The organism is Thermoanaerobaculum aquaticum, from assembly GCF_000687145.1.
Classification (GTDB): domain Bacteria; phylum Acidobacteriota; class Thermoanaerobaculia; order Thermoanaerobaculales; family Thermoanaerobaculaceae; genus Thermoanaerobaculum; species Thermoanaerobaculum aquaticum.
This window is the reverse complement of record NZ_JMFG01000016.1, coordinates 57,012-81,279: the sequence shown is the minus strand read 5'-3', so window position 1 is coordinate 81,279 and position 24,268 is coordinate 57,012. Positions and strand designations below refer to the sequence as shown.

The 24,268-nt window shown below is 62.6% G+C and carries 25 protein-coding genes; 7 read left to right on the top strand and 18 right to left on the bottom strand.

Annotated elements, in window-relative coordinates; translation table 11 throughout:
- Window positions 1–4: 4 nt before the first annotated feature.
- Genes EG19_RS06655 through EG19_RS06635 form a run of 5 tightly spaced genes read left to right on the top strand, consistent with a single transcriptional unit; the run spans window position 5 to window position 5,378 of the window.
- Window positions 5–943 carry an ABC transporter ATP-binding protein gene (locus EG19_RS06655; protein ID WP_038048843.1) on the top strand — a complete coding sequence of 313 codons (939 nt, stop codon included), beginning with the start codon at window positions 5–7 and terminating at the stop codon, window positions 941–943.
- Entirely contained in the window at window positions 940–2,238 is a 1,299-nt protein-coding gene (locus tag EG19_RS06650; protein WP_038048840.1) for a TolC family protein, read from the top strand. Before EG19_RS06655 ends, EG19_RS06650 begins: the two co-directional genes overlap by 4 nt.
- Entirely contained in the window at window positions 2,235–3,182 is a 948-nt protein-coding gene (locus EG19_RS06645; protein ID WP_038048838.1) for an ABC transporter ATP-binding protein, read from the top strand. Before EG19_RS06650 ends, EG19_RS06645 begins: the two co-directional genes overlap by 4 nt.
- On the top strand, window positions 3,179–4,282 hold the full coding sequence (locus EG19_RS06640) for an ABC transporter permease (RefSeq protein ID WP_038048836.1): 1,104 nt from the start codon (window positions 3,179–3,181) through the stop codon (window positions 4,280–4,282). Before EG19_RS06645 ends, EG19_RS06640 begins: the two co-directional genes overlap by 4 nt.
- A 1-nt stretch (window position 4,283) precedes the next feature.
- Complete coding sequence (locus tag EG19_RS06635) at window positions 4,284–5,378, top strand: ABC transporter permease (RefSeq protein ID WP_038048834.1); 1,095 nt, start codon at window positions 4,284–4,286, stop codon at window positions 5,376–5,378.
- Window positions 5,379–5,700: 322 nt separating this feature from the next.
- Here EG19_RS06635 and EG19_RS06630 read toward each other — a convergent pair whose 3' ends face one another.
- From EG19_RS06630 to EG19_RS06615, 4 genes are all read right to left on the bottom strand, one after another.
- A complete protein-coding gene (locus EG19_RS06630; RefSeq protein ID WP_407702149.1) occupies window positions 5,701–7,218 on the bottom strand; it encodes a M20/M25/M40 family metallo-hydrolase in 1,518 nt (505 codons plus the stop codon).
- Window positions 7,219–7,351: 133 nt separating this feature from the next.
- The gene (gene rfbD, locus EG19_RS06625) at window positions 7,352–8,191 is read right to left on the bottom strand and encodes a dTDP-4-dehydrorhamnose reductase (protein WP_038048830.1); all 840 of its coding nucleotides are present in this window, start codon (window positions 8,189–8,191) and stop codon (window positions 7,352–7,354) included.
- Window positions 8,188–9,204, bottom strand: coding sequence for a dTDP-glucose 4,6-dehydratase (gene rfbB / locus EG19_RS06620; RefSeq protein ID WP_038048828.1), 1,017 nt, complete (start codon window positions 9,202–9,204; stop codon window positions 8,188–8,190). The genes rfbD and rfbB overlap by 4 nt, the downstream gene beginning before the upstream one ends.
- Window positions 9,201–10,268, bottom strand: coding sequence for a glucose-1-phosphate thymidylyltransferase (locus tag EG19_RS06615; RefSeq protein WP_038048826.1), 1,068 nt, complete (start codon window positions 10,266–10,268; stop codon window positions 9,201–9,203). The genes rfbB and EG19_RS06615 overlap by 4 nt, the downstream gene beginning before the upstream one ends.
- Window positions 10,269–10,356: 88 nt before the next feature.
- On the opposite strand from EG19_RS06615, the gene folE reads away from it, so the two are divergent.
- Window positions 10,357–10,977, top strand: a complete 621-nt coding sequence (folE, locus tag EG19_RS06610; RefSeq protein ID WP_081799992.1) for a GTP cyclohydrolase I FolE — start codon at window positions 10,357–10,359, stop codon at window positions 10,975–10,977.
- Window positions 10,978–10,994: 17 nt separating this feature from the next.
- Here the strand turns inward: folE and EG19_RS06605 are convergent, their stop codons facing one another.
- The 8 genes from EG19_RS06605 to EG19_RS06570 all read right to left on the bottom strand — a co-directional run bounded on the left by EG19_RS06605 (window position 10,995) and on the right by EG19_RS06570 (window position 18,995).
- Window positions 10,995–11,435, bottom strand: coding sequence for a hypothetical protein (locus EG19_RS06605; protein ID WP_152543960.1), 441 nt, complete (start codon window positions 11,433–11,435; stop codon window positions 10,995–10,997).
- Window positions 11,436–11,471: 36 nt separating this feature from the next.
- On the bottom strand, window positions 11,472–12,341 hold the full coding sequence (locus EG19_RS06600) for a CsgG/HfaB family protein (protein WP_038048823.1): 870 nt from the start codon (window positions 12,339–12,341) through the stop codon (window positions 11,472–11,474).
- A 331-nt stretch (window positions 12,342–12,672) separates the two neighbouring features.
- Window positions 12,673–14,946, bottom strand: a complete 2,274-nt coding sequence (locus EG19_RS06595; RefSeq protein WP_038048821.1) for an NADP-dependent malic enzyme — start codon at window positions 14,944–14,946, stop codon at window positions 12,673–12,675.
- A 63-nt stretch (window positions 14,947–15,009) separates the two neighbouring features.
- Window positions 15,010–16,113: a D-alanine--D-alanine ligase family protein gene (locus EG19_RS06590; protein WP_200867125.1), complete on the bottom strand. Its 1,104-nt coding sequence runs from the start codon at window positions 16,111–16,113 to the stop codon at window positions 15,010–15,012.
- Entirely contained in the window at window positions 16,106–16,426 is a 321-nt protein-coding gene (locus EG19_RS06585) for a TFIIB-type zinc ribbon-containing protein (RefSeq protein ID WP_038048968.1), read from the bottom strand. Before EG19_RS06585 ends, EG19_RS06590 begins: the two co-directional genes overlap by 8 nt.
- A gap of 13 nt (window positions 16,427–16,439) precedes the next feature.
- Entirely contained in the window at window positions 16,440–17,135 is a 696-nt protein-coding gene (locus tag EG19_RS06580) for an HAD family hydrolase (protein ID WP_053335012.1), read from the bottom strand.
- A 70-nt stretch (window positions 17,136–17,205) separates the two neighbouring features.
- Window positions 17,206–18,372 carry an exo-beta-N-acetylmuramidase NamZ family protein gene (locus EG19_RS06575; RefSeq protein ID WP_038048819.1) on the bottom strand — a complete coding sequence of 389 codons (1,167 nt, stop codon included), beginning with the start codon at window positions 18,370–18,372 and terminating at the stop codon, window positions 17,206–17,208.
- Complete coding sequence (locus EG19_RS06570; RefSeq protein WP_053335011.1) at window positions 18,369–18,995, bottom strand: Tll0287-like domain-containing protein; 627 nt, start codon at window positions 18,993–18,995, stop codon at window positions 18,369–18,371. Before EG19_RS06570 ends, EG19_RS06575 begins: the two co-directional genes overlap by 4 nt.
- Before the next feature lie 59 nt (window positions 18,996–19,054).
- On the opposite strand from EG19_RS06570, the gene EG19_RS06560 reads away from it, so the two are divergent.
- Window positions 19,055–19,957, top strand: a complete 903-nt coding sequence (locus EG19_RS06560; protein WP_053335010.1) for a cation diffusion facilitator family transporter — start codon at window positions 19,055–19,057, stop codon at window positions 19,955–19,957.
- A 73-nt stretch (window positions 19,958–20,030) separates the two neighbouring features.
- On the opposite strand, the gene EG19_RS12580 is transcribed toward EG19_RS06560, so the two are convergent.
- Genes EG19_RS12580 through EG19_RS06530 form a run of 6 tightly spaced genes read right to left on the bottom strand, consistent with a single transcriptional unit; the run spans window position 20,031 to window position 24,266 of the window.
- Complete coding sequence (locus EG19_RS12580; RefSeq protein ID WP_053335009.1) at window positions 20,031–20,411, bottom strand: DUF2914 domain-containing protein; 381 nt, start codon at window positions 20,409–20,411, stop codon at window positions 20,031–20,033.
- A gap of 28 nt (window positions 20,412–20,439) precedes the next feature.
- Window positions 20,440–21,501: a histidinol-phosphate transaminase gene (gene hisC / locus EG19_RS14085; protein WP_407702148.1), complete on the bottom strand. Its 1,062-nt coding sequence runs from the start codon at window positions 21,499–21,501 to the stop codon at window positions 20,440–20,442.
- Window positions 21,404–22,300, bottom strand: coding sequence for a pseudouridine synthase (locus EG19_RS06545; protein WP_200867124.1), 897 nt, complete (start codon window positions 22,298–22,300; stop codon window positions 21,404–21,406). The genes hisC and EG19_RS06545 overlap by 98 nt, the downstream gene beginning before the upstream one ends.
- Window positions 22,290–22,838, bottom strand: coding sequence for an SMC-Scp complex subunit ScpB (gene scpB / locus EG19_RS06540; RefSeq protein ID WP_038048811.1), 549 nt, complete (start codon window positions 22,836–22,838; stop codon window positions 22,290–22,292). The genes EG19_RS06545 and scpB overlap by 11 nt, the downstream gene beginning before the upstream one ends.
- Entirely contained in the window at window positions 22,831–23,595 is a 765-nt protein-coding gene (locus EG19_RS06535) for a segregation and condensation protein A (protein ID WP_053335008.1), read from the bottom strand. The genes scpB and EG19_RS06535 overlap by 8 nt, the downstream gene beginning before the upstream one ends.
- Window positions 23,577–24,266: a site-2 protease family protein gene (locus EG19_RS06530; RefSeq protein ID WP_038048809.1), complete on the bottom strand. Its 690-nt coding sequence runs from the start codon at window positions 24,264–24,266 to the stop codon at window positions 23,577–23,579. The genes EG19_RS06535 and EG19_RS06530 overlap by 19 nt, the downstream gene beginning before the upstream one ends.
- Between the last annotated feature and the right edge of the window lie 2 nt (window positions 24,267–24,268).

The following is a 24,268-nucleotide window of genomic DNA, read 5'->3' as shown; positions in this document are numbered from 1 at the left end:
CCTCATGAAACGATCCTCCCCTGCGGTGGTGGTGCTCCAGGAGGTCACGATCCGCTACGGGACGGTGACGGCGGTGTCCTCGGTTTCCTTGAGTGTTTCCGCCGGCGAGGTGGTGGCGTTAATTGGCCCTGACGGGGCCGGAAAAACCTCCCTGCTTCGCGCCACAGCTGGCCTTCAGCCGGTGAGCGCCGGGAAGGTGGAGGTCTTTGGGCTGGAGGCCTGGAAGCACCGCCGCGAGCTCCACCACCAGCTGGGCTACCTGCCTCAGCACTTTGCCCTTTACGACGACTTAAGCGTTGCCGAAAACCTGGCCTTTATTGGCCACCTGATGGGCCTGCAGCACTGGCAAGAACGACGGAGCTTGCTTTTGCAACGCCTGGGATTGGCCAACTTTCAGGACCGCCGCGCCCAGGCCCTTTCCGGAGGCATGAAGCGGAAGCTGGCGCTAGCCGCCAGCCTCATGCACGACCCCAGGCTTTTGATCCTGGACGAGCCCACCACCGGCGTTGACCCCATTAGCCGCCGGGATTTCTGGCGCCTTCTGGGGGAGTTCGTGGCGGAAGGCCTTACCCTCATGGTGGCTACGCCTTACTTGGACGAAGCCCAGCGGGCCAGCCGCGTGGTATTGTTCCACCGCGGGGAGGTTTTGGCCCAGGGTTCGCCCCGGGAGCTCACTCAAGCGCTTAAGGGCCGGCTCCTCGCCGTGGAAGGCGAGCCACGGGCGGAGCTGGCGGCGGTTTTGGCCGACCTACCCGGTGTGGCGGACGTGCAGCCGTTCGGCTTGGGGTTCCACGTCACGCTGGCCGAAAAAGCTCCACCGCCAGAGCCCCAAGTTTTCCAAAACCGTGGCATTCGCCTCCATCGGTTTGAGGAAATACCCCCAACCCTAGAGGACGTCTTTCTCTTTGAGCTTTCCCGGGCCGCAGGAGAACCAAAACCATGAAAAAAACCACGCTTTTCCTCGCTTTTCTGGCTTTTCCCGCTTTTTCTTGGGGCCAAGATACTTTGGTCCTCACGGAAGACAAAGCCCGAGAGCTGGCCCTGGCCGTGTCCTACTCCTTGCAGGAAAGCCAAGCTTTGGCTGCCGCCAGCCAAGCCCAGGCGGCTGCCGTTGCCAGCAAGAAGAAGCCCCAGATGGATGTGCAGGCCAACCTGATCCAGCGCAGCTCGGTCCCGGAGTTTCGCTTGCCCGCAGTCTTCGGGGGCCAAACCCTTTACAGCTCCATCGAAAGCGTTGCGGGAGCGACACTCACCGTCAGCCAACCGCTGGATGCAAGCCTCAGCTACCGCACCCGCGCCGCCCAAAGCCGGTCCCAGCAAGCCAGCATCCAGACAGCCCAAACCCGCCTGGATGTAGCGCTGCAAGCCCGCCTTGCCTTTTGGCAAGCGGTTTTGGCCAGCTCTTTCGTTGCGGTGGCCGAAAAAGACCTGCAGAGGGCGGAGCAAAACCTCGCCGATACCAGGCTCCTGGAAGAGGCGGGGCTTGCCACCCGCGCGGCGGTGCTTACCGCCCAAGCCCACCGCGAGCAGGCTCGGGTGGCGCTGGTTTCCGCTCGCAGCGCCGCCGCCTTAGAGCTGGCCACCCTGCGCTCCCTCTTGCATTTGCCTCCCGAGCAACCCCTGCAGCTGCAACCCAATTCCACCCCACCCCCGGAACCGCCGGCGTTAAGCGAGCTTTTAGCGGCAGCGCTGCAGCAACGCCCGGAGCTGGCAGCGCTATCCCACCAGGTGGAAGCCTTGGGTCTTCAAGCAGACGCCGAACGCGCCGAGAAAAAGCCTCGTTTTTCCTTGCTTGCCCAGTACGACTACTCCCGCCCCAACCCCCGGTACTTCCCGCTGGAAAACCGCTGGCACGGAAGCTGGTCCGTGGGTTTGTTGGCCAACTTCAAAGCCTGGGACAGCTTCGAGGCCCAGGCCAAAGCTGCAGCCGCAGCCGCCCAGCGTGACGCGGCCTTGGCCCAACTGGAAGAAGCCAAGCGGATCGTTGCCCTGGAGGTGGAGCGGGCCCGCCAGCAGCTGGAAGATGCCCTGGCTTTGATACCCGCGGCCTCCACAGCCTTGGCCGCGGCTCAGGAGCGGGAACGCGCGGTGCGGGAAACCTACCTGGCAGGGCTTGCCCGGGTGGAGGACCTCCTGGCGGCCGAAAGCGCCTTGGCCCGGGCGGAGTTCGAGCTGGAGCAAAGCCGGGTGCGGGCATGGATGGCGCAAGCACGGCTGGAAAGGAGCCTTGGGCAGTGAACCCCTGGGCTGTGGAAGCGCGGGAGCTGACCCGGGCCTTTGGCGCCTTTGTGGCCGTGAACCGGGTGAGCTTCTCGGTAGCTCCCGGCGAGATCTTTGGCTTCCTGGGCTCCAACGGTGCCGGTAAAACCACCACCATCCGCATGCTCTGTGGCTTGCTCCCCCCTTCCTCCGGCCGGGCTACCGCCCTGGGGTTCGACATCACCACCCAGGCCCTCCACCTCCGGCGGCAACTGGGCTACATGTCCCAAAAGTTTTCCCTTTACACCGACCTCACGGTGGTGGAAAACCTGGAGTTCTGGGGTTCTGCTTACGGTCTCGCCGGCCCCCGCCTGCGAAAGGCGGTGGAGAACGGGCTTGACCAATCGCAGCTCTGGGACCACCAGCACCTGCTGGTGCGGGAGCTCCCCCTGGGCTTTCGCCAGCGGCTGGCGCTGGCCGCCACGCTGTTGCACCAGCCCAAGCTGGTGTTTTTGGACGAGCCCACCTCCGGTGTGGACCCCGAAGCCCGCAGGGATTTTTGGGAAATCATTGACGCGCTTTCCGTGCAAGGCGTAACGGTTTTTGTCACCACCCACGCCATGGACGAGGCGGAGCGCTGTCACCGGGTGGCGCTCATGCACGCCGGAAAGCTTCTGGCCCTGGACACCGTGGCCAACCTCAAAGCTCTAATCCCCTCCCGGTCTCTGGTGGCCCTCGAGGCTTCCGATCCGGGGCTGGCCCTCAAGGTGCTTGGCTCCCTCCCGCACGTGGAAGACGCCGCCCTTTTTGGCACCACCATCCACTGCTTGCTTCGCCAGCCGCATGACCTGCAGCAGCTGCTCGTTGAGTTGCCAGCCCGTGGGGTAGGGGTCCACTGGGCCAGACCGGCAGAGCCGTCGTTGGAGGACGTTTTCGTGTTTGTGATCCAGAAAGCCGAACAGGAGGGAGGAAAAGAGCCTTGATCCGCCGTATTCGCGCGTTGGCTTATAAGGAAACCCTCCATTTGCTTCGGGATTTCCGCAGCTTGGCGGCGCTTTTGATCATGCCCGGAGTGTTGCTGCTCATGTACGGGTATGCCCTTTCCTTCGACGTGGAGCACCTGCGCCTGGGCGTCGTGGACCAGGACCAAACCCCAGCCTCCCGCCAGCTCATCCAAAGCTTTGCCGCCGGCACCACCTTTGACTTGGTGGCCTTTTCCCGGGACATCCGGGAGCTGGATCGCTGGTTCGATTCTTTTACCGTGCAGGCCGCGCTGGTGATCCCCGCGGATTTTGGCGCCAACCTCCAGGCCCGCCGCAAGGCTCCGGTGCAGTTTGTGGTGGACGGTTCCGATGCGCGCACCGCCACCGCGGTTTTGGCGTACGGCGAACTCCTCGCCAACGTCGTGTCCCCCAAGGTTGTTTGGTACCAGGGAAAAGGCCCGGTGGCAGCCAAACCGCTGGTCTGGTACAACCCCAACTTGCGCTCTTCGATCTTCCTGGTACCGGGCTTGTTGGCCTTCATCCTCATGATTACCTCGGTCGTAGCCACCGCCCTGGCCGTAGTGCGGGAAAAAGAGCGGGGCACCGTGGAATGCCTCCGGGCCACACCCCTGCGCCCCCTGGAGCTGGTGCTGGGCAAAACTTTGCCTTACCTGATCCTGGGTCTTTTGGCGGCGGCTTTGGCACTGGCCGTGGCCCACGGGCTTTTCCAGGTGCCGGTGCGCGGCTCTCTCGTCTGGCTTTTTCTCATCACCGTGCTTTTTCTCTTGGGCGGCCTGGGCTGGGGGCTTTTGATTTCCACCGTGGCCGACACCCAGCAGGTTGCCTTTCAGTTGGGCTTGCTTTCCACCATGCTGCCCACGCTGTTGCTCTCGGGCTTTATCTTTCCCATTTCCTCCATGCCCCGGGCCATTCAGCTGGTGACCACCCTGGTTCCCGCCCGCTACTTTCTGGTGGCGCTGCGGGGCATCGTCCTGAAGGCTAACCCGGTGGCAGTTTGGTGGGACCAAGCGCTGGCGCTGGCGGTTTTTGCGCTGGTCGTGCTCACGGTAGCGGTGCTGCGCAGCAGGAGGACCCTCTAACATGCGGGCAATTCTCGCCCTCATGAGGAAGGAGCTTTTGCAGCTGAAAAGGGACCGAAAGATCCTGCCGATCCTTTTTCTGGCGCCCATTTTCCAGCTCATCATCTTGGGCTACGCCGCCACCACCGACGTGAAGCTGGTGGAGCTGGGGCTTTGCGACTTGGACCGCAGCAGCGAATCGCGCGCCCTGCTGGAGCGCTTCACAGCCTCCCGCTACTTTGCCCTGGTGGCGGTGGTTTCAGACCAGCGGCAGCTGGACGGTTTGGTGGCGGCGGGGAAGGTCAAGCTGGCGCTAACGATCCCCGAAGGCTACGGGGCAGCCCGGCTGCGGGGCGAGCCGGTGGCCGTGCAGCTCCTGGTGGATGGTTCCGACGCCACCACCGGCACGGTGGGGCTGGCCTACGCCCAGGGGGTGCTGCTCCAGGTCAACCGCGAAGCCAGGTTGCAGCCAATCATCGAGGTGCGCCCCAAGGTTTTGTACAACCCCGACTTGCTTTCCCGCAACTTCATGGTGCCGGGGGTTTTGGCCATGATCATCATGGTCACCACCATGATGCTGGCTTCCATGGCGCTGGTGAAGGAACGGGAGCTGGGAAGCTGGGAACAGCTTTTGGTCACGCCGCTTTTGCCGCGCCAAATCATCCTGGGCAAGCTCGTGCCTTACGCGCTGGTGGGTTTTGTGGAAATCCTCACCGCGCTGCCGGTGGTTGTCTTTTACTTTCACGTTCCCCTGCGCAGCTCGGTGTGGCTGTTGCTGCTGCTTTGCGTGCCCTTTGTGCTGGCCACTTTGGGGTTGGGGCTTTTGGTTTCCACGCTTGCCGAGACCCAGCAGCAAGCCATGATGCTCGCCGCTTTCGTGTTCATGCTGCCGCAAATTTACCTTTCGGGCTTTATCTTCCCCATTGAAAACATGCCGCGGTTTTTCCAGATGCTCACCTACGCGGTGCCGCTGCGCTACTTCGTCACGATCCTCCGGGGGGTTTTCCTCAAAGGCGTGGGGCTGGAGGTCCTTTGGCCCCAGGTGCTGGCGCTGGTGGTGGTGGATGGGGTGATTCTGCTGGTGGCGCGAATGCGCTTTCGTCGGAGCTTGAGCTAGTCGCTCCCTGCGTGATCCGCAAAAAATGCAAGACCTGCGGGTCGCTTCTTTTCTTAGCCGCCGCGGAGCGGCGGCCCCACAGCAGGAGCGCAGGCCCCACATTCGACGCGGGGGGCCGCTCGCGCTCCGCCCACCCTTCCGCTCGCTTAGCCCCNNGCCGGCGCAGGAGCGCCGGCCCCACAACAAGAAGAAAAAAAGCTGGACTCGCGCAAAGAAATGTGGGACCCGCGCTCCGTCGCGGGTCGCTTCTTTTCTAGCCGGCGCAGGAGCGAGGCCCCACAGACGGAGCGGCGGCCCCACAGGGAAAGAGGACAAAGAACAGTTACCGTGGGCTCGTGGACGGCGAGGGGATCGGTTTGCGGGGCAGGGGCTCGTCGCGCATGGCCGCCTGGTACAGGAAGGTGGCGAGGATCGCCGAGTTTTTCACCAGGTCTTCCCGCTGCAACCGGTCGTAGGTGTCCAAGTGTGTGTGGTGGGTGCGGGTCATGTAGTCCAAGCCGTCTTGAATGAACTGGAAGCCCGGAAGCCCCACGCGGTCAAAGGACAGGTGGTCGGTGCCTCCCACCGCCCGCACCGCCACGGTTTTGGCACCCAAATCCTCCACCGCCGCCAGCCAGGCACTGAAAATGGGCTTTACCGCCAGGTTTTCCTGGGTGTAAATGCCGCGAATGGCGCCGGCGCCAAAGTCCAGGTTGAAATACGCCGCCAGCTTTTCGAAGTCCTTCTTGCGCACCAGCCTCCGTTCCCCCTCCTGAAGGCTTTCCGGCAGGTCGTCTTTGGGTTTTTCTTGGGGCTCCCAGCAAGCAAAGTGCTGGCAGACGTAGGCCCGGGAGCCGTTGAGGCCTTGCTCTTCGCTGTTCCACAGGGCAATGCGGATGGTGCGCCGGGGCTTGATGCCGAGGCTTTTGAGGATGCGGGCTGCTTCCATTACCACCGCGCAGGAGGCGGCGTTGTCGGTAGCCCCGGTGCCGGTGTGCCAGGAGTCAAAATGGGCTCCGGCCATCACCACCTGGTCCTTCAAATCGGTTCCGGGAATTTCGGCAATAACGTTGTACGCTTTGGTGTCACCGTCGAGAAAACGGGCGTCCACCTCCACCGCCAGCTCCACTTTTTCGCCCTTTTCCACTAGCCTCACCAGCCGGTTGTAGTGCTCGGCGGCCATCACCAAAGCAGGCACACCTTCGGGGAACCCGATGCGGTAAGCGGGGGTGCCCATCACCCGCACCGGACCGCCATCGCGGGAGCTCACCTCCACGGTGGCAATGACCCCTTCGGCCATCAGGAACTCCGCCCGCTTACGGCCAAAGGTCCACTCCTTTCTGGCCTGGCGGCGCCACTCCTCGTCCCTGGGCGGGCGAATGGGAAACTGCTCCAGCTCCTCCAGGTCTTCCTCCTTGTACCGCTTGAAAAGCGGCTCCTCCGGCGGCTTGATGTCGGCGGCTTTGCTCAAAAGCACGATCTTACCTGCCAGCTTTCCCTTTTGTTGCTCCAGGTCCGCTTCGCTTTCCAGGCTCACGCGAACCACCTCGCCAAGCTTGCGCCCGTTGGTTCCCGGCGACCACGCTTCGGGGAAGGCAATGAGCACCGCCTCGGTGGGCTTGGTCATTTCCACGGCACAACGGGAAAAGGTCCAGCCCCGGCCAAACTCGAAGCCCTCCAGATGAACGTTGGCAAGACCCCACTTTTCCAGGGTTTCTTTGGCCCACAGCTCGGCCCGGCGCATGTTGGGCGAGTTGGTAAGCCGCGGCCCCAGGAGGTCCGTCATGATCTGGACCGTTTCCATCACCTGCGAGTTTCTGGTGGCCTCCAGGCGGATCCGCCCAACGGTTTCCCAGTCCACACGCTCTTGCGCACTGGCAACGCCAGCAACAACGCCCACTACCAAGAGCAGCTTGCGCATTTGGTCCTCCCCGTGCGCGCCCAGCGCACCCCGCTTTCCTACGAAATCTCGGCCGGGAGGTTTTTGGAAGAAACTAGCGGCTGGTGGCCCGTAGGTAGCGGGCCAAAGCCTCCTGCCAGGGAGGAAGCGGCTGACCGAGGGAGTCAAACTTTGCGGTATCCAGCACCGAGTAGCGGGGGCGAGGGGCAGGCCGGCCCGCCTCTTCCGTGGAAATATCCACCACCGGCACGGAAAACCCCAGCTGCGCGGCAATTTCCCGGGCAAAACCCGCCCAGTTGGTTTCGCCGGTGTTGGCCACGTGGAAGAGGCCGTAAGCTCCCGCATTGACCAACCGCACTAAGGCTTCAGCTAAATCTTCGGCGTAGGTGGGCCTGCCGAACTGATCCGCCACCACCCGCAATTGCCGGGCACCACCTAAAAGCTGCTTGCGGATGGCCTCCACGAAGTTCCAGCCCCGGCCAAAAAGCCATGAGGTACGCACGATGAGGTGCTTTGAGGCCCTGGCCGCCGCCTTTTCGCCTTCCAATTTCGAGCGGCCGTACACGGAAAGCGGGTTGGGGGGGTCATCTTCCCGGTAAGGGCGCGAGTTTTGCCCGTCAAACACGTAATCGGTGGAAAGGTGCACCAGAAGCGCACCCACCTCGTCGGCCACGCTGGCCAGCGTCGCCACCGCCCGGGCGTTCACGGCAAAGGCCGCTTCCGGCTCTTCTTCGGCGCGGTCCACAGCGGTGAAAGCGGCAGCGTTAAAGATGACCTCAGGCTGGGCGGTGCGTACGGCTTCTTGTACTGCACCCACATCGGTAAGGTCAAACTCGGGCAAGTCGTAAGCCCAAAGCTGCCAACCCTGCCCCCGCCCCAAGTCCACCAGGGCCCGGCCCAGCTGACCGCGAGCGCCGGTGATCAGCACCCTCATGCCAGCCGGGCTCCGTACTGCAGCTCGTAGTAGCGGCGAAACTCCCCGTCGTGGTCCTTGATCGGCTCCCACCACCAGCGGTTGTCCACGTACCACCGCACGGTGCGCTCAAGCCCCACCTCAAAGGGCACCTGCGGTTGCCAACCGAGGCGGTGCAGCTTGCTGGCGTCCAGGGAATAGCGGCGGTCGTGGCCGGGGCGGTCGGCCACAAAGCGAATGAGCGATTCCGGCTTGCCTAAAAGCCGCAAAACGGCGCGGGTCACCTCGATGTTTTCCCGCTCGTTGCCGCCGGCAATGTTGTAAACCTCGCCGGGCTGGCCGTGCTCCAGGAGAAACAGAAGGGCGCGGCAGTGGTCTTCCACAAAGAGCCAATCGCGCACGTTGCGGCCATCGCCGTAAAGGGGCAAGGGCTCGTCCCGCAGGGCGTTGGTGACGAAAAGCGGGATGAGCTTTTCCGGGTACTGGTAAGGTCCGTAGTTGTTGGAAGCCCGGGTAATGATCACCGGCACACCGTAGGTGGCCCAGTACGCGTAAGCCATGCGGTCCCCACCGGCCTTGGAGGCGGCGTAAGGGTTGCGGGGGTTGAGCACGCTTTCTTCGGTAAAAGAGCCTTGCTCAATGGAGCCGTACACCTCATCGGTGGAAATCTGGATAAAGCGCGCAAGCCCCACCCGACGGGCTTCCTCCAGCAACACCAGAACGCCTTTTACATCGGTATCAATGAAGTGAGAGGCCCCCAACAGCGAGCGATCCACGTGGGTTTCGGCCGCAAAGTTCACGGCAAACTGGCACCCCCTCATGGCTTCGGCCACCGCCTGGGGATCGCAAATGTCGCCATGGATAAAGCGGTACCTGGGGTTGTCCGCCATATCCTGGAGGTTTTCCAGCCGCCCCGCGTAGGTGAGCTTGTCCAGGTTCACCACTTCCCAATCGGGACGCTCCGAAAGGATCAAGCGCACAAAGTTAGAGCCGATGAAGCCACAACCACCGGTAACCAAAATACGCACGCTCATGGAATCTCCACCCGCGAGTGATCGCCCACCACCAGCCGCAGCGCTTGCGGTCGTCCGTTGCCTCGCACGACTGTAACTCCCTTGCCAATGAGGCAGCCCTCCAGCCGCTGGGGGAGCTGTACGAGGGTGGAGCCCTCCAAAACGATGGAGTTCTCCACCTCGCAGGACACGATCCGGCAGCGAGGCCCCACCGCGGTGTAAGGGCCGATAAACGAATCTTCCACCACCGCGTCCGCACCGATAATGCAGGGACCACGAACCACCGAGCGAACAACGGTGGCCCCGGCTTCGATGACTGCCTTCCCCTCCACCCGGCTTTCCCCGTCCACAGCCCCAGCCACCAGCCGCTCCTTGCCGTCCAGCACGATGCGGTTGGCCTCCAGCATGTCCTCCACCTTGCCGGTGTCCTTCCACCAGCCGGTGATGATGTGGGGGCGCACCACGTAGCCGGCGTCCACCAGGTACTGAATGGCATCGGTGATTTCCAGCTCACCCCGGGCTGACGGCTTGATGGCCTTGACCGCTTCAAACACGTGGTGATCGAAGAGGTAAACCCCCACCAGCGCCAGGTCGCTCTTGGGGTTGGCCGGTTTTTCCTCCAGCCGCACCACGTGGCCGTTTTCCCCCAGCTCCGCCACCCCAAATTGCGAAGGGTTGGGCACGTGGGCCAGGAGGATTTGGGCGTTGCAACCCCCCTGGGCAAACTCCCGGACAAAGGGCACGATGCCGTCCTTTACCAGGTTGTCCCCCAGGTACATGACGAACGGCTCACCGGCCATGAATTCCTCGGCGATAAGCACGGCGTGGGCTAGGCCCCGGGGGGCATCCTGCGGGATGTAGGTCACCCGTACCCCCCACCGGGAGCCGTCGCCCACCGCTTCCATGATTTCCTGGGCCGTGTGCCCCACGACGATGCCGATGTCGCGGATGCCCGCTTCCGCCAACGCTTCCAAACCGTAAAAAAGCACGGGCTTATTGGCCACCGGGACGAGCTGCTTAGCAGACGTGTAGGTGAGCGGCCGCAAGCGCGTCCCGTAGCCCCCTGCCAAGATCAAACCCTTCATGCCGCCTCCCGGCGCCATTGTACCTGCACCTTTCCGCCAAATAGGAATACACTAGCCTAGGGCCAGGGTTTGCTGGCTGGGAGGTACCATGCGTCCCGAGCTTTTGCGGAAATCAAAAGCCAGTGCACCGGCAAGCGAGGAGGAGCTTATCAAGCGGCTTGCTCCCCATGTGGAAGCCATCCTTGACCAGCTCGGTGTGGATCGAAGCGATCCCAACCTCCAGGACACCCCTCGCCGGGTGGCCGCCATGTTTCTGGAGATGTTTCACGGCCTTAAGGAAGGCGCCGAGCCCTCGGTGACGGTGTTCCCCAACGAAGAACGGTACTCGGCCATGGTCATGGAGCGCGACATCCCCTTTTACTCCATGTGCGCCCATCACCTGGTGCCCTTTTACGGTCACGCCCATATTGCCTATATCCCCGGCAAGCACATTGTGGGCCTTTCCAAAATCCCACGCATTCTGGAGTTTTACGCCAAACGGCCGCAAATTCAGGAGCGGCTCACCGAGCAGGTGGCCGACTACCTGTGGCAGCGGCTGGAGCCCCTGGGGGTGATGGTGGTCATCGAAGCGCGTCACCTCTGCATGGAGATGCGAGGTGTGAAAAAGCCCGGAACCCTCACCGTCACCTCGGCCATTCGCGGAGCGTTTGAAAACGCCAAGGTGCGGGAGGAATTCCTGGGCTTTTTGAACCGCAGCCAAAAGTGGTAAAGGAAGGGGGCGCTCCTTTACCGAATCTCCAAGTACACCCAAACCTTGGTCGCAGCGGCCAGGCTATCACCGCTGGCGGTAATCGTGTCCTTGTACTCGAAGGGGCGCTCACCACGCACCTTAAACGGAGCGGGCGTCAGCCGGTCGAGGCTTTTCCCGTTTTGATCCTCTAAAAGCAGCACCGGCAAAACCTCCACTCGCCCGGAAGCCACCCGCGCACCCGTCATCACCACCTGGCACTTCACGTTTTTTCCGGGCTCCACGTTGCCCTGGGGGGTGATGGTGAGCTCGGCGAACCGCGTGCCATCAATTTCCACGTACAACGCAATAGGCTCACCCAGCTTGAGCACAAACTCGTCCTGGTAGGGATTTTCGCCCGGTTTGTACTGAGGTTCCTCCTGTGCCCATCCGAAAAGAGCGCTTGAAGCGAAAACCGCCAACATGACGACTCCCCGCATACGCCCCTCCTCGCCACCCGGGAATTCCCGGCTTTTCTATTTCACCACATTTCCTACCGCAAAGCCCCCCCCGCTCACCACGGCGCATTCGGCATACTTGGGCCCCTTCACCGCCACCACACGGATGGTGCCGATTTTTTCCTCTTCCGCACCTAAAACTTCGCCGGTGTCCGGATCCTTGATGACCGCGCCGGTCTTGTAAACATCGAAGGTGTCGCCCTCTTTAAGCCCATGCTCGGCACCCAAATTGATAAAGATCTTGCCGCCATCAATACGAGCGATCTTGCCGCTTACTCTGCCCACCACCGTGGCAGAGGTGGCCAGCTCTAGGGTGGTGAGCTTTTTCGCTAGCTCTTCCACGCAGGGCAAAAGCACCTTGTCAAACATCCGGCGATCGTCCACCCCACCACCGGAGCCCATGACGAACACTTTGACGTTGGACTCCTCTTTCCGTGCCTTGTCGGCCCAAACGATCTCACCAGTGGTGGTGTTCACCAGCCGCGCATCCAGGGCCGCCACAAACTTCTTGCGCCGCACGTCCACGCCAATGCCCCAGCCAACCTTCGCCCCCGCCGTTTCCTCTCCAAACTCCGTGACGTTGCCAAAGAGGATGTACTCCACCCCAAGGAGCTTGCCGGCTTGGACAGCGGTTCGAGGGTCAATATCACCCGCCAGCGACAGGTTTTTCTCGCGCATGATGGCGTCCAAGCGCTCGCGATCAATGACCGTAAACCTCCCCGACTTCACCAGCTCGGTGATGAACATGTCCTGGGCGGCTTCTCCGGCTCGGCTCCAGTGGGCTTCCAACGCCTTGTGCCCGAACTCCAAAACCGCCACCCGAGGCTTCTCGGCGGCCAAGGGACCGGCCAGGAAACAAACCAGCAAGCCAAACACCAACTTTTTCATAGTTCCCCCTTTCTTTTTCCGCGATTCATTATAGACCACAAGGGGAAGAGTGGGGAGAAGGTTTCCCAACCCTCATCCTGGCCAGCTGGCCCGCTCGCCACTCCCGCAAGGGCAGCGCGCAGGATGGCAAGGGCGATGCGGGCAGCAGACCTCTTGGCTTGCGCCGGCGAGGAATGCGGGTTTTGCGGTCAGCCACCGAAAAGAAGCCCGCTCCCAGCGTTGCCAGCGCTGGGAGAGGTACAGACCGGGCTAACGGCACCAAGGTAGCGGTGCTGAAAGCCTTTCTAACCGGATGATGTAAAACCCGCTTCTCCGATCAATCCCCAGAGGCTCAGTGATCCTGGAGGCGCTGGGCCTTCAGCACGCACATGGCCGCCATGTTGACGATGTCCCCCACCTCCACCCCGCGCTGCAGCACGTGCACCGCGGCGTTGACGCCGGTGAGGATGGGGCCAATGGCTTCCCCCTTGCCCAACCGCCAGAGCAGCTTGTAGGCGATGTTGGCGGCTTCCAAATCCGGGCAAACGAGCACGTTGGCATCGCCCTGGATCGTCGAAAAGGGATAGATCTCTCGCGCCACCTGGGGCTCCACCGCCACATCGGCCTGCATTTCCCCATCAATGGCCAGCTCCGGCCAGCGCTGGCGGGCAATCTCCACGGCTTTTCGCACCTTCAGCGAACGCTCATCGGTATTCGACCCGAAGTTGGAGTAGGAGAGCATGGCCACCCGCGGCTCCACACCGAAGTAGTTGCGGGCCACCCGCGCGGCCATGAAGGCAATTTCTGCCAGCTCTTCGGCCGTGGGATCCTGGTTGACGGTGGTATCGGCGATAAAGACCATGCGGTCCTCGAAAAGCAACAGGTACACACCGGCCACCCGGGTGACGCCCGGCTGGGTATGGTGAATTTGCAGCGCCGGACGGATGGTGTCGGGGTAGTGCATGGTGAGACCGGAAATGAGCCCGTCGGCTTCCCCCTCGTGGACCATCATGTTGCCAAAGTACACCGGGTCCTTCATGAGCTTGCGGGCATCGTCTTCAGCCACACCCCGCCGCCACCGCATCTGGTGGAACTTCTTCACGTACTCCTCGAAGCGGGGGTGCGTTGCCGGGTCCACCACCTCCACCTTCTCCCTGGGCACCTCGTACTCGGCCAGAAGCTGTTCGACGTTTTCCTTTTTGCCCAAAAGCACCGGCCGGCAGATGCCTTCCTCCACCAGAACCTTGGCCGCCCGCACGATCTTCGGGTGCTCCCCTTCGGCAAAAACGATGCGCTTGGGATCCTGCTTGGCCCGGTCGAAAACGAAGTGCATCACCTGGCGGGTGCGGGAAAGCCGGGATTCCAGCTCCCGCACGTAGTCCTCCTTCGATGAAAACGGCTTGCGCGCCACGCCCGTGCGGATGGCAGCTTCCGCCACCGCCGGCGCTTCCCACAACAGCACCCGGTAATCGAAGGGCTTGGGGATCAGGTACTCACGTCCGAACTTGATGGGTTTTCCGCCGTAAGCGCGGATCACCGAATCGGGCACGTCCTCCTTAGCCAGGTTGGCCAAGGCCTGCACCGCCGCCATCTTCATTTCTTCGTTAATCTCCCGGGCCGCCACGTCCAAGGCCCCGCGGAAGATGAAGGGGAACCCCAGCACGTTGTTCACCTGGTTGGGGTAGTCCGAGCGCCCGGTAGCCATGATGACGTCGGGCCTGGTAGCTACGGCCACTTCGTAGGGGATTTCCGGATCGGGGTTAGCCATGGCAAAGACGATGGGGTTTTCCGCCATGGACAGCAGCATTTCCGGGGTCACCAGGTTGGGCCCGGAAACGCCAATGAAGGCATCGGCACCCCGAAGGGCATCCGCCAGCGTGCGGGCGTCGGTATCGGCGGCAAACTCCTCCTTGTACGGGTTCATACCCTCGGTGCGGCCCTTGTAGACCACCCCTTTGGTGTCCACCAGAATGAGGTTTTCCTTCTTCACGCCCAGGGCCAGGTAAAGCTTGGCGCAGGCAATGCCGGCCGCGCCGGCACCGCAAAACACCACCTTCACCTCGTCAATTCGTTTCCCAGCGATTTCCAGTGCATTGAGAAAGGCCGCCCCGGAAATGATGGCGGTACCGTGCTGGTCGTCGTGGAAGACCGGAATCGAGAGGGTTTTCTTGAGGGTTTCCTCGATGTAAAAGCACTCGGGGGCTTTGATGTCCTCCAAATTAATGCCGCCCAGGGTGGGCTCGATGAGCTGGCAGAAGCGAATCACCTCATCGGGGTCCTCGCTGGCCACTTCAATGTCAAAAACGTCAATGTCCGCAAAGCGCTTGAAGAGGACACCCTTGCCCTCCATCACTGGCTTCCCCGCCAGGGGGCCAATGTTGCCCAGGCCCAACACTGCCGTACCGTTAGAAATCACCCCCACCAGGTTCCCTTTGTTGGTGTATTCGTACACCAGCTCGGGGTTTTTGGCGATTTCCCGGCAAGGCTCGGCCACCCCGGGGGTATAAGCCATGGAAAGGTCCCGTTGGGTGAGACAAGGCTTGGTGGGAACCACCGAAAGCTTGCCCTTCCTTTTCCCGGAATGGTAGGCCAAGGCCTCTTCGCGGGTGATCTTACCGTTGCTCATGAGCACCTCCCGGCGCTTGAGAAAAAGCGCACAAGTACATGTTACGCCCGTCAAACCTGGTGGTCAACTGCCCGTGGCTGCCCTTTCCCCCAGCGGCTTGAGGGCTGCCGCCGCCAACTCCCGCCGCCTCTCGTGGCGAATCAATGCCAGTTGAATGAGCCTGTCCAAAAGCTCAGGGTAAGGAACTCCTGTTAAGCCCAAAAGCTTCGGGTACATGGAAATGGGCGTGAACCCAGGGATGCTGTTGAGCTCGTTCACGTAAAAGACCCCCGAAGGCTTTTCCAAGAGGAAATCCACGCGGGCCATGGCATCACACCCGCAAGCCCGAAACGCCGCCAAAGCCAGCTCCCGGACCTTCCCCACCTGGGGGTCGGCAAGCGGGGCTGGCGCCAGGAGCTTGCAGGCGTCATCCAGGTACTTATCGGCGTAGTCGTAAAACTCGTGGCCGGGAACCACCTCACCGGGTACCGACACCACCGGTGGGTCTCCGTCCAACACCGCCACTTCGATTTCCCGGGCATCTACACCTTGCTCCACCAGCACCAGGTCATCAAATTGAAAGGCCAGCTCCAGGGCTGCCGGAAGCGTTTCCCAGCTTTTGACCTTGGAGATCCCCACCGAGGACCCCAGCCTTGCCGGCTTGACAAAAAGCGGCAGGGAAAGCCCCCGCACAGGCTCGGGAACGGCCCCCGACCATTGTTCCCTCGTGACCACCACAAACGGCACCACCGGCAAGCCGGCATCCCGCAGCAAGCGCTTGGTCAGGACCTTGTCCATGGTGACGGCGCTGGCCGCCACGTTGCACCCGGTGTAGGGGAGGTCCAACATCTCGCAAAGGCCCTGGATGGTGCCATCCTCGCCAAAGGGTCCGTGGAGGATGGGCATGACCACGTCCACAGCCCCCTCCAGCAAACGCGGGTCCAGGCGGTGCGCACCGGTAAACGCCAGCACCTGGTCCGCCCGATCCCCGGAAGCTTCCAGCACCTTTTGCGCCACCTCGGGCGCCGCCCACAGCCCCTGCCGATCAATGGCCATGGGAACGATTTGGTACTTGGCGGGGTCCAAGGCCCGAGCCACCGAGCGGGCAGAAACCACGGAAACCTCGTGTTCGCCCGAGCGGCCGCCAAACACCAAAGCTACCCGTAGCTTGCCGCTCACCTCAGCCACCGAAAACCTTCCGCACCGCCGCCAGGGCCTGGGCAAAGGGGCCCCGGCGGTTTTCTTCCAGGACCTTGTCCAGCTCGCCGGCGTCCAGGTAGATGCCCCCGCACCCCGGGCAAACTTCCACCTCCACACCCTGGAGGTGCGTCATTTCCATCTTTTGCCCGCATTTGGGGCAGTGCATGAAATGCAGCTCCTTGAGCTTGCGCTTTTCCTCCTCTTCCAGTTGGCGACGGTACTGCTCCCGCAACTCCCGAAGACGCGCCAACTCCTGTTGCAAAAAGTACTCTTGTTCTTTTTCCGACGGTTTCTGCAGCATACGCCCCCCGTTTTCAACCCTGATTTTCATCCCAGCCCCAGCCTTCCTCGCGCAGAAGGCCGGGAAGCTGACGTAAATCTTCAATCACAAACAACGCCCCCGCCGCCCACAGCTCGTTGGCAGTGCGAGAAGGCCCGGCAAGCCCTACTACCGGGACTTCCGCTGCCCTCCCCGCTTCCACATCCACCTCCATGTCACCCACGTAAAGGGCGTCCTCAGGGGCCACCGCAAGCGCCTGCAGGGCCGCCTGCAAAAAAGCGCCATCGGGCTTTCGTGTTCCCGTGGTGTCCGGTCCAACCACCACCCGCACCCACGACCTCAACCCCCAGTGCTCCAGCCACTGCTGGGAAAGCGTGGCGTACTTGTTGGAAGCCACCGCCACCTTGCCCCCGGTCTTTTCCCACACGAAGGCGAGGACCTCGCGAGCTCCCGGCATAGGCGGTGTGGCCTCCAAAAAGGTGGCGCGGTAGTGCTCCCCAAACACCCGCCCCACCTCATGCAGAGTCTCCTCCGGGGCATCCGGTCCCAGGGCGGCGCGGACCAGTTGCACCGCCCCGTGGCCCACGTGGTACTTGACCCAGTGCAGGTCTTTGGCGGGAAAGCCCAGGCTCGTGAGGGCATGGTTGAGGCTTGCCGTAATGGCCGCAAAGGAGTCGGCCAGCGTGCCGTCCATGTCGAAAATCAGTGCTGCCGGACGCAGTTTTTCCACCTTTCCCCCGCCGCCGGATACCCCGGCTTTGCCGCGAACTTTACCCTATTTTTGGGTTGCCCGCACCGGTTTAGGCGAGGAGAAAAGGCCGTCTCAAAAGCTCAAACTCCCGGGAGTACGTTTCCCAACCGCTGATGACTTCCTCCAGGGACAACTTTCCTTCCACCACCAGCCGAGCCTGGGGCGAGCCGGTGAGCAGGTCAATGGCCGGCACATCGGCCACGAATTCATAAGGCTCGCTGCGCCATGCAAAATGCTCGGGATGGAGCTTGCGGATTTCCCGCAGCACTACCAACCCGCAAGCTAACGGGCGGAAGCCAAGGCGGTGGGTGACGTGCCATTCCACCCCCGAACACACCTGCCCGGCGTACTTTTGAAACTCCGGCCGGAACATCGTGAAGCGAAACCGCACCCCCGGAAGCTCCAGGGCGTTCAAGCGCCGGGCCAGAGCTTGTCCATCCAGCCACGGTGCTCCGGTGAGCAGGAAGGGGCGGGTGGTTCCCCGGCCCTCGGAGAGGTTGGTGGCCTCCACCAGGCAAGCCCCCGGGTACACGGTGGCCGTTGCCAGGGTGGGCATATTCGGGGAGGGCGCCACCCAGGGAAGACCGGTTTCATCCCACCACTGGTGCCGCTGCCAACCCTGACAGGTCAGCACCGTCACCGCGGCGTTGGGGTAGCGCTCCCGCTGCAACAAAAGCGAAAGCTCCCCGAGGGTCATGCCGTGCCGCACCGGCACCGGCAGCTCAGAAACGAAGGAGCGGTACCCCTCTTCCACCGGCCCCCCTTCCAAGAGCTCACCGCCCAGGGGGTTGGGCCGGTCACACACGATGACCTCCACCCCCGCCTGCTGGCAGGCGCCCAAGCAGTACGCCATGGTGGCGGCAAAGGTGTAGTAGCGGCACCCAATGTCGGGGAGATCCACCACCAGCGCCTCGAGATCCGCCAGAGCCTCCGGCGCCGGGTGCAAGCTTTCGGGGCTTTGGCCGTAAAGCGAAACCACTGGAACGCCGGCAAAGCTCTCCGATCCCACCGCTTCCATGTCCTGGGCCAGGCCAAACAAACCGTGTTCCGGGGCAAAGATGCGCACCAGCTGGGCCCCCAAGCGGGGAAGAAGCTCCCACGCCGGTTCGAGCTGCTCGGTCACCGCCGCCTGGTTGCACAGGAGAGCCACCCGGCGGCCCCGCACTAAGGCGGGGTTTTCCGCCAGCCTCCCCAAGCCCACCTGCACCCCGCTCATGGCTTCTGGGGTTCAGGTGGCAGGGTGGTCTTTACGGTGACCGACACCGCCCCGCGAAAATCCCCGGCCTGGTAACCCACCGCTTGATCCTCCGGATAGTGCTGGGTCAAGAACTCCCGGACCGCCGGCTTCATGCGCTGCCGATCCCCATGGCAGGCCAGGCACATCTCGCCAATGACGATGGGCCGAAGGTAGCGCACCGTGAGCGTTTCCCCCTCCAGGTACCAATCGGAAACCTCGCTGGCGGTTTTGTCTTTCCGGTACCGGTGCTCCATCAGGACCAGCATGGCTTGCTCGTAGTCATCCGGGCGGTTTTGCGGGTTCCTGGGACGGGCCGTCACCCGCCGCACCAGAACCCCTTCCTGTTGCTGAGCTTTGGTGATTTCCTGGGCCTTGGCGGAGCAAACCGAAACGGCTGCCTCCGGCCCCCCTTCCCGCATATGCTTCATAAGCTCACCCATGAGCGCCTGGGTGAGCGCGGTTGCGGCGGCGCGGGCTTTTTCCAGTGCCTGGGAAACCGCCTGCTCCACCTTGCCCGCCGAAGCCGCGTCTGCCTGCGCCCACGCGGTGCTGCCAGCAAACCAAACCAAAACCAGCCACGGGCCTAAAAAACGCCTTGCCATCGCCTACCTCCATGCCAATGGTACCCCGCCTCCCCCACGATCCGTGCTAGGCTCACGCCATGGGCGCTGCTCACCCCACGCCCGATCCCTCGGTAGCCTCCCGCCGGTTGAAGCTGGCTTTCGGCCTGTGCTTGGCGTACATGACCGTGGAGCTGGTGGGGGGATTCTTGGCAAACTCCCTGGCGCTTTTGGCCGACGCCGGGCACATGCTGGCTGACGCCGGCTCCATTGGTCTTGCGCTTTTTGCGGCCAGGCTTTCCCTCAGGCCCCCCAGCAAGAAGCTCACCTACGGCTATCACCGGGCGGAAATTCTGGCCGCCACCCTCAACGCCGCCACGCTGCTGGCCGTGGGGCTTTCCATCCTGGTGGAAGCCTTCCGCCGACTGGCCCACCCACCCCAGGTGGCTTCAGGGGTGATGCTGGCGGTGGCGGTGCCGGGGCTGGTGGTGAACTTGGCCATGGCAGCGGTACTTCACGGTGGTGGGCAAAAAAACCTCAACGTGCGGGCGGCCTTCTTCCACGTACTCACGGACACCCTGGGATCGGTGCAGGTCATCCTGGCGGCGCTGGCCATGATGTGGTTTGGCTGGGCCTGGGCGGACCCGGTAGCCTCGATGTTGCTTTCCGGTTTGGTGATGTTTTCCGGCTACCGCGTACTTCGGGAAACCGTCTTCATCCTCATGGAAGGCACACCCGCCCAAATTGACCTCGACCAGCTGCGGCAGAGCTTGCTGGCGGTGGAAGGGGTGGTGGGGGTCCACGACCTGCACGTGTGGCTCATTGCCTCCGATTTTGTGGCGGCTTCGGTTCACCTTGAGGTCAGCGATTCCGCCGACGATTCTTTGCTTTGGCAGGTACGCAAGCTGCTGGCTGAGAAGTTCGATATTCACCACTCAACGGTGCAGCTGGAGCGCCGGCCAAGCCCACGGACCAACTTGCTTCCCGTGTACCCCAAAAGCTAAGGGCGCTTGTGGTCGAGGCCCTGGCCCGCTGCTCAGTTGCCCCCTGTTGGTTGTTCAAAAAGGCTTTGCGACGCTAGTCCTTCACGGTGAATTTGGCCTCGGCCAGCACCTTTCCGTCAGCAGTTTGCACCTCCACCCGCCAGGGGCCGGTCCAGGAGGCAGGGATGCGTTTTTTAGACCACGTGCGGAAGCGCTCGCCCTTTACTGGAAGCTCAATGCGGGCAACCTCCTTTTCACCGTGAAACCACACGTGGAGGAGAGTCCCCTCGTAGTTTTTCACCTCGGAAAAGCAAAAAAGCGCACCAACCTGGCTGGGAAACTCCTCCCCCACCCCCTGCGGTTGGCGGTTTTCCACGCCGGTGCCAACCACCGCCGTGGCTTGAGGCTCCGCCGCCCACAGCCCGGTGGCCAGAAGAACACCGCAAGCTACCGCCAAAAGGCCCTTTTTTGCCATGATCAGCTCCTCCTGGCGAAATTGTACGCTAGCCGGCGGTGGCTGCCAGCACCAGGGAATCCAGGGCCTGCAGGAAACGGAGGTTTTCCTTGCGGGTGCCCACCGAAACCCGGGCGCAGTTCACCAAACCCGGCCCACCCACCGGACGGATGATCACCCCACGCTTTTGAAATTCCAGGAAGAGCTTTTGCACGTCCTCGTCAAACTCGATGAGCACGAAGTTGGTCACCGAAGGGGTAAACTTCACGCCCCGCCGGGAAAGCTCCGCTTCCAAAAACTTAAGCTCCTGCAAATTGTGGGTGCGGGATGCCGTGGCCCACTCCTCGTCGTCTAAGGCTGCCAGGGCCGCCGCTTGCGCCAAGGAAGAGGTGTTGAAGGGTGAACGCACACGGTTGAGGGTGGCAATCACCTCGGGCGAGGAAACGGCGTAACCAATGCGAATCCCGGCCAGACCGTAAATCTTTGAAAACGTGCGCAAGACGATGACGTTGCGCCCTTTCCGAAGGTCGTCCAAACCATCCGGGTAGTCCGCTCGGTCCACGTACTCCTGGTAGGCCTGGTCCAAGACGGTTAAAACCCGGTCCCCCACGATTTCGAAGTACTCGTCCAGCTCCCGGCGGGTGACATAGGTGCCCGTGGGGTTGCAGGGGTTGGCAATGTACACGAGCTTGGTGCGCTCGCCCACGGCTTTCGCCATGGCCACCACATCGTGGCGACGCCCCGGGGCTGTGGGCACGGCAATGGCTCGACCGTTCACCTGGTTAACCGCCAGCTCGTACATCACGAAGGACTGCTGCGAAATAACGGCCTCATCCCCATCGGCAAGGTAGGCGCGGGCCAGCATCTCGATGAGCTCGCAGGAGCCGTTTCCCAGGATGATTTGGTCCATATCCACCGCCAAGCGTTGGGCCAAGGCCTTGCGGAGCTTGTAGCCGCTGCCGTCCGGGTAGCGGTTCAGCTCCGGAAGCGCCTGGCGAATGGCCTCCAGGGCCTTAGGCGAGGTGCCCAGAGGGTTTTCGTTTGAGGCCAGCTTGACGATGTCCCGAACGCCCAGCTCCCGCTGCACTTCCTCGATAGGTTTTCCCGGCACGTACACCGCCAGCCTTCTGATGTAGTCCGGTACCTGTGGTCCGCCCATGGCGCGCCTCCTTTGCCGGCTTTAAGCCCACGGCCCTGTACAGCGCCTCCACTTCCTCCGCGGCGAGCTCGCGGAAAGCGCCCGCTTTGAGCTTTTCGTCGCGGAGGGGTCCGATGCCTACCCGGATCAGCCGCTGCACCGGATGGCCAATCCGCAGAAAGAACTCGCGCACCTCGTGGGTTTTCCCCTCCCCCACCACCACCCGCCACCAGGAGTTGAGCTGCTTGGGTGTCGTCCGCACCAGCTGCACCTCTTTGGGAACCACCCTTTTCCCTTCGATCACGGTTCCCTTTTTCAGCTTGGCCACGTCCTTTTCGTCAGGGAGGCCCTTCACCTTTACCAGGTACTCCCGGAGGATCCCATAGCGGGGGTGGCCCAGGCGGTACGCCAGCTCCCCGTCGTTGGTGAGCAGCAACAGCCCCTCGGAGTGGTAATCCAGCCTTCCCACCGGAAACACCCGCTCGCTCACCTTGGTCCTCACCAAATCGAGAACCGTGGTCCGCCCCTCGGGGTCTTCGCTGGTGGTGACCACACCGGTGGGTTTGTAAAGCAGCACGTAGCGCAAGCGGCTGTCGAGCTTGACCCTTTTGCCATCAACCTTAATGGCGTCCTTTTCAGGATCGGCTTTGGCGCCCAGCGAAACCACCTGGCCGTTCACGGTCACCCGGCCCTCGCGGATCCACTCCTCCGCCTCCCGGCGGGAAGCCAGGCCGGCGCGGGCCAAAATCTTTTGAACCCGTTCAAGAGCCAACGGGTGCCTCCGTTTCCCCCAGCTCCTCCAAAGAGGGGAGCTCCGACAAGCTATGCAGTCCCAAAAGCACCAGAAACTCCTTGGTCGTGCGGTAGAGAAGCGGCGTGCCCACCACCTGCTTGCGGCCGGCCACCCGGATCAGCTTGCGCTCCAGAAGCGTCCGCACCACCCCCGAAGAGTTTACACCCCGCAAGAAGTTAATCTCAGGAAGCGTCACCGGCTGACGGTAGGCAATGATGGCCAGGGTCTCCAGCGCCGCCTGGGAGAGGCGGGTTTGCGCGCGAACGCCGAGAAAGGAAGCCACAAACTCCGCAAGCTCGGGTTTGGTGGCCAAACGGTACCCCCCCGCCACCTTTTCCAACCTCATGCCGGAAGTGGCCGCTTCGTGGCGCGACTGCACCAGGGAAAGCGCCTCCCGCACCTCAGCTTCGGTAACCTCGGGGCCCAAAGCCTTCACCAGCGAAGCCTCGCTCACCGGCTCCCCGGCCACCGCCAAAATGGCCTCGCACGCTGCAGCTAAAAGCTCGCGATCAGGCATGGGCGACACCCTCAAGAGCGGGCCTCTGTCCCGTAGGGGTGAGGTAAATCTCAGCAAACGGCAAGCGCTGGTGGACCCGGGCGGCCTTCAGCCAAACCAGCTCCAGCGCTGCCAGAAAACAGGTTACGGCCTCCAGGCGGTCGGGCCGCGTGAGCATGTGGCTCAAAAGCGGAAAGCTGCGATGTTCGGTTAAGAAGGTCAAAAGCTCCTTCATCTTCTCCTCAACCGTGTGACGCAAGGGGGCAAGCACCAAGCCGGGAGGGTGTTCCCGGCGAAACCGCTCTAAGACGTCCCGCATGGCCCGACCTAGCGCTGCCAAATCCACATCCTCCACGGCCACGTCGGCTTCAGCTACCGCCTCACCGTAGCTCACCCGCACCGGCCAAATGCCGTCGCGAAGGGAAAGCAGGCCTGAAAGCTCCGCCGCCTGCCTCTTGACCTTTTCGTAGGCCAAAAGCCTTTCCACCAGCTCGGCGCGCGGGTCCTCCTCGCCCTTTTCCCGGCGGGGCAGCAGCATCCGCGACTTGATGGCCAAAAGCCAGGCTGCGCACACCAGGTACTCCCCCGCTACCGCCAGGTCCAGCTCCTCCATGGCCCGCAGCCAAGCCTGGTACTGGTCGCAAATGGTGGCCACCGGGATGTCCCAAATGGAAACCCGGTTTTCCCGCACCAGGTACAGGAGGAGGTCCAGGGGACCCTGGAAAACCGGCAACACCACCGCCGGACCCTGGGGTTCGGTCAGTGCAGCAGCACCCACGACAGGACCCGAATAAACGGCCTTAGGATGAGGCTGAAAAACCCTGTCCACAGCAACGCGAACAGCAAAATCATGCCGTACTGGCGGAGCTGCACAAAGTGCCATGCCCACCGCCGGGGGAGGAGGAACTCCAACACGTGGGAGCCATCCAACGGCGGAATGGGGATCAGGTTAAAAACCGCCAAAACCGTGTTGATCATGGCCAGGGAAAACAACAGGTAAAGGATCGGCGCCAGAACTCCCGAAGCCCCCAGCGCCCCAGCGTTCACCACCGCCACCAGCAGCTGCCGGAAGTCAGGGACAAACGCCCGGATCACCAGCAAAACCAGCACCGCGCCGGTGGCCAAAAGCACGTTGGAGGCAGGGCCTGCCAGCGCCACCAGCATGGGGTCCCGACGAGGGTTGCGGAGGTTGCGGGGCACGTAAGGCACGGGTTTGGCCCAACCCAGCACCGGCGCCCCCATGATGGCCAAAAGCAACGGGAAAATCACGGTGCCAATGGGATCCACGTGACGCAAGGGGTTTAGCGACACCCGTCCCAGCCAGCGGCCGGTGGGATCCCCCAGGCGATCGGCGGTCCAGGCGTGGGCGGACTCGTGGATGGCAATGGCAAAACCTAAAGCCACCAGCTGAATGACGATTTCAGGCAAACGCAGGAAAAAGGTCTCCATAA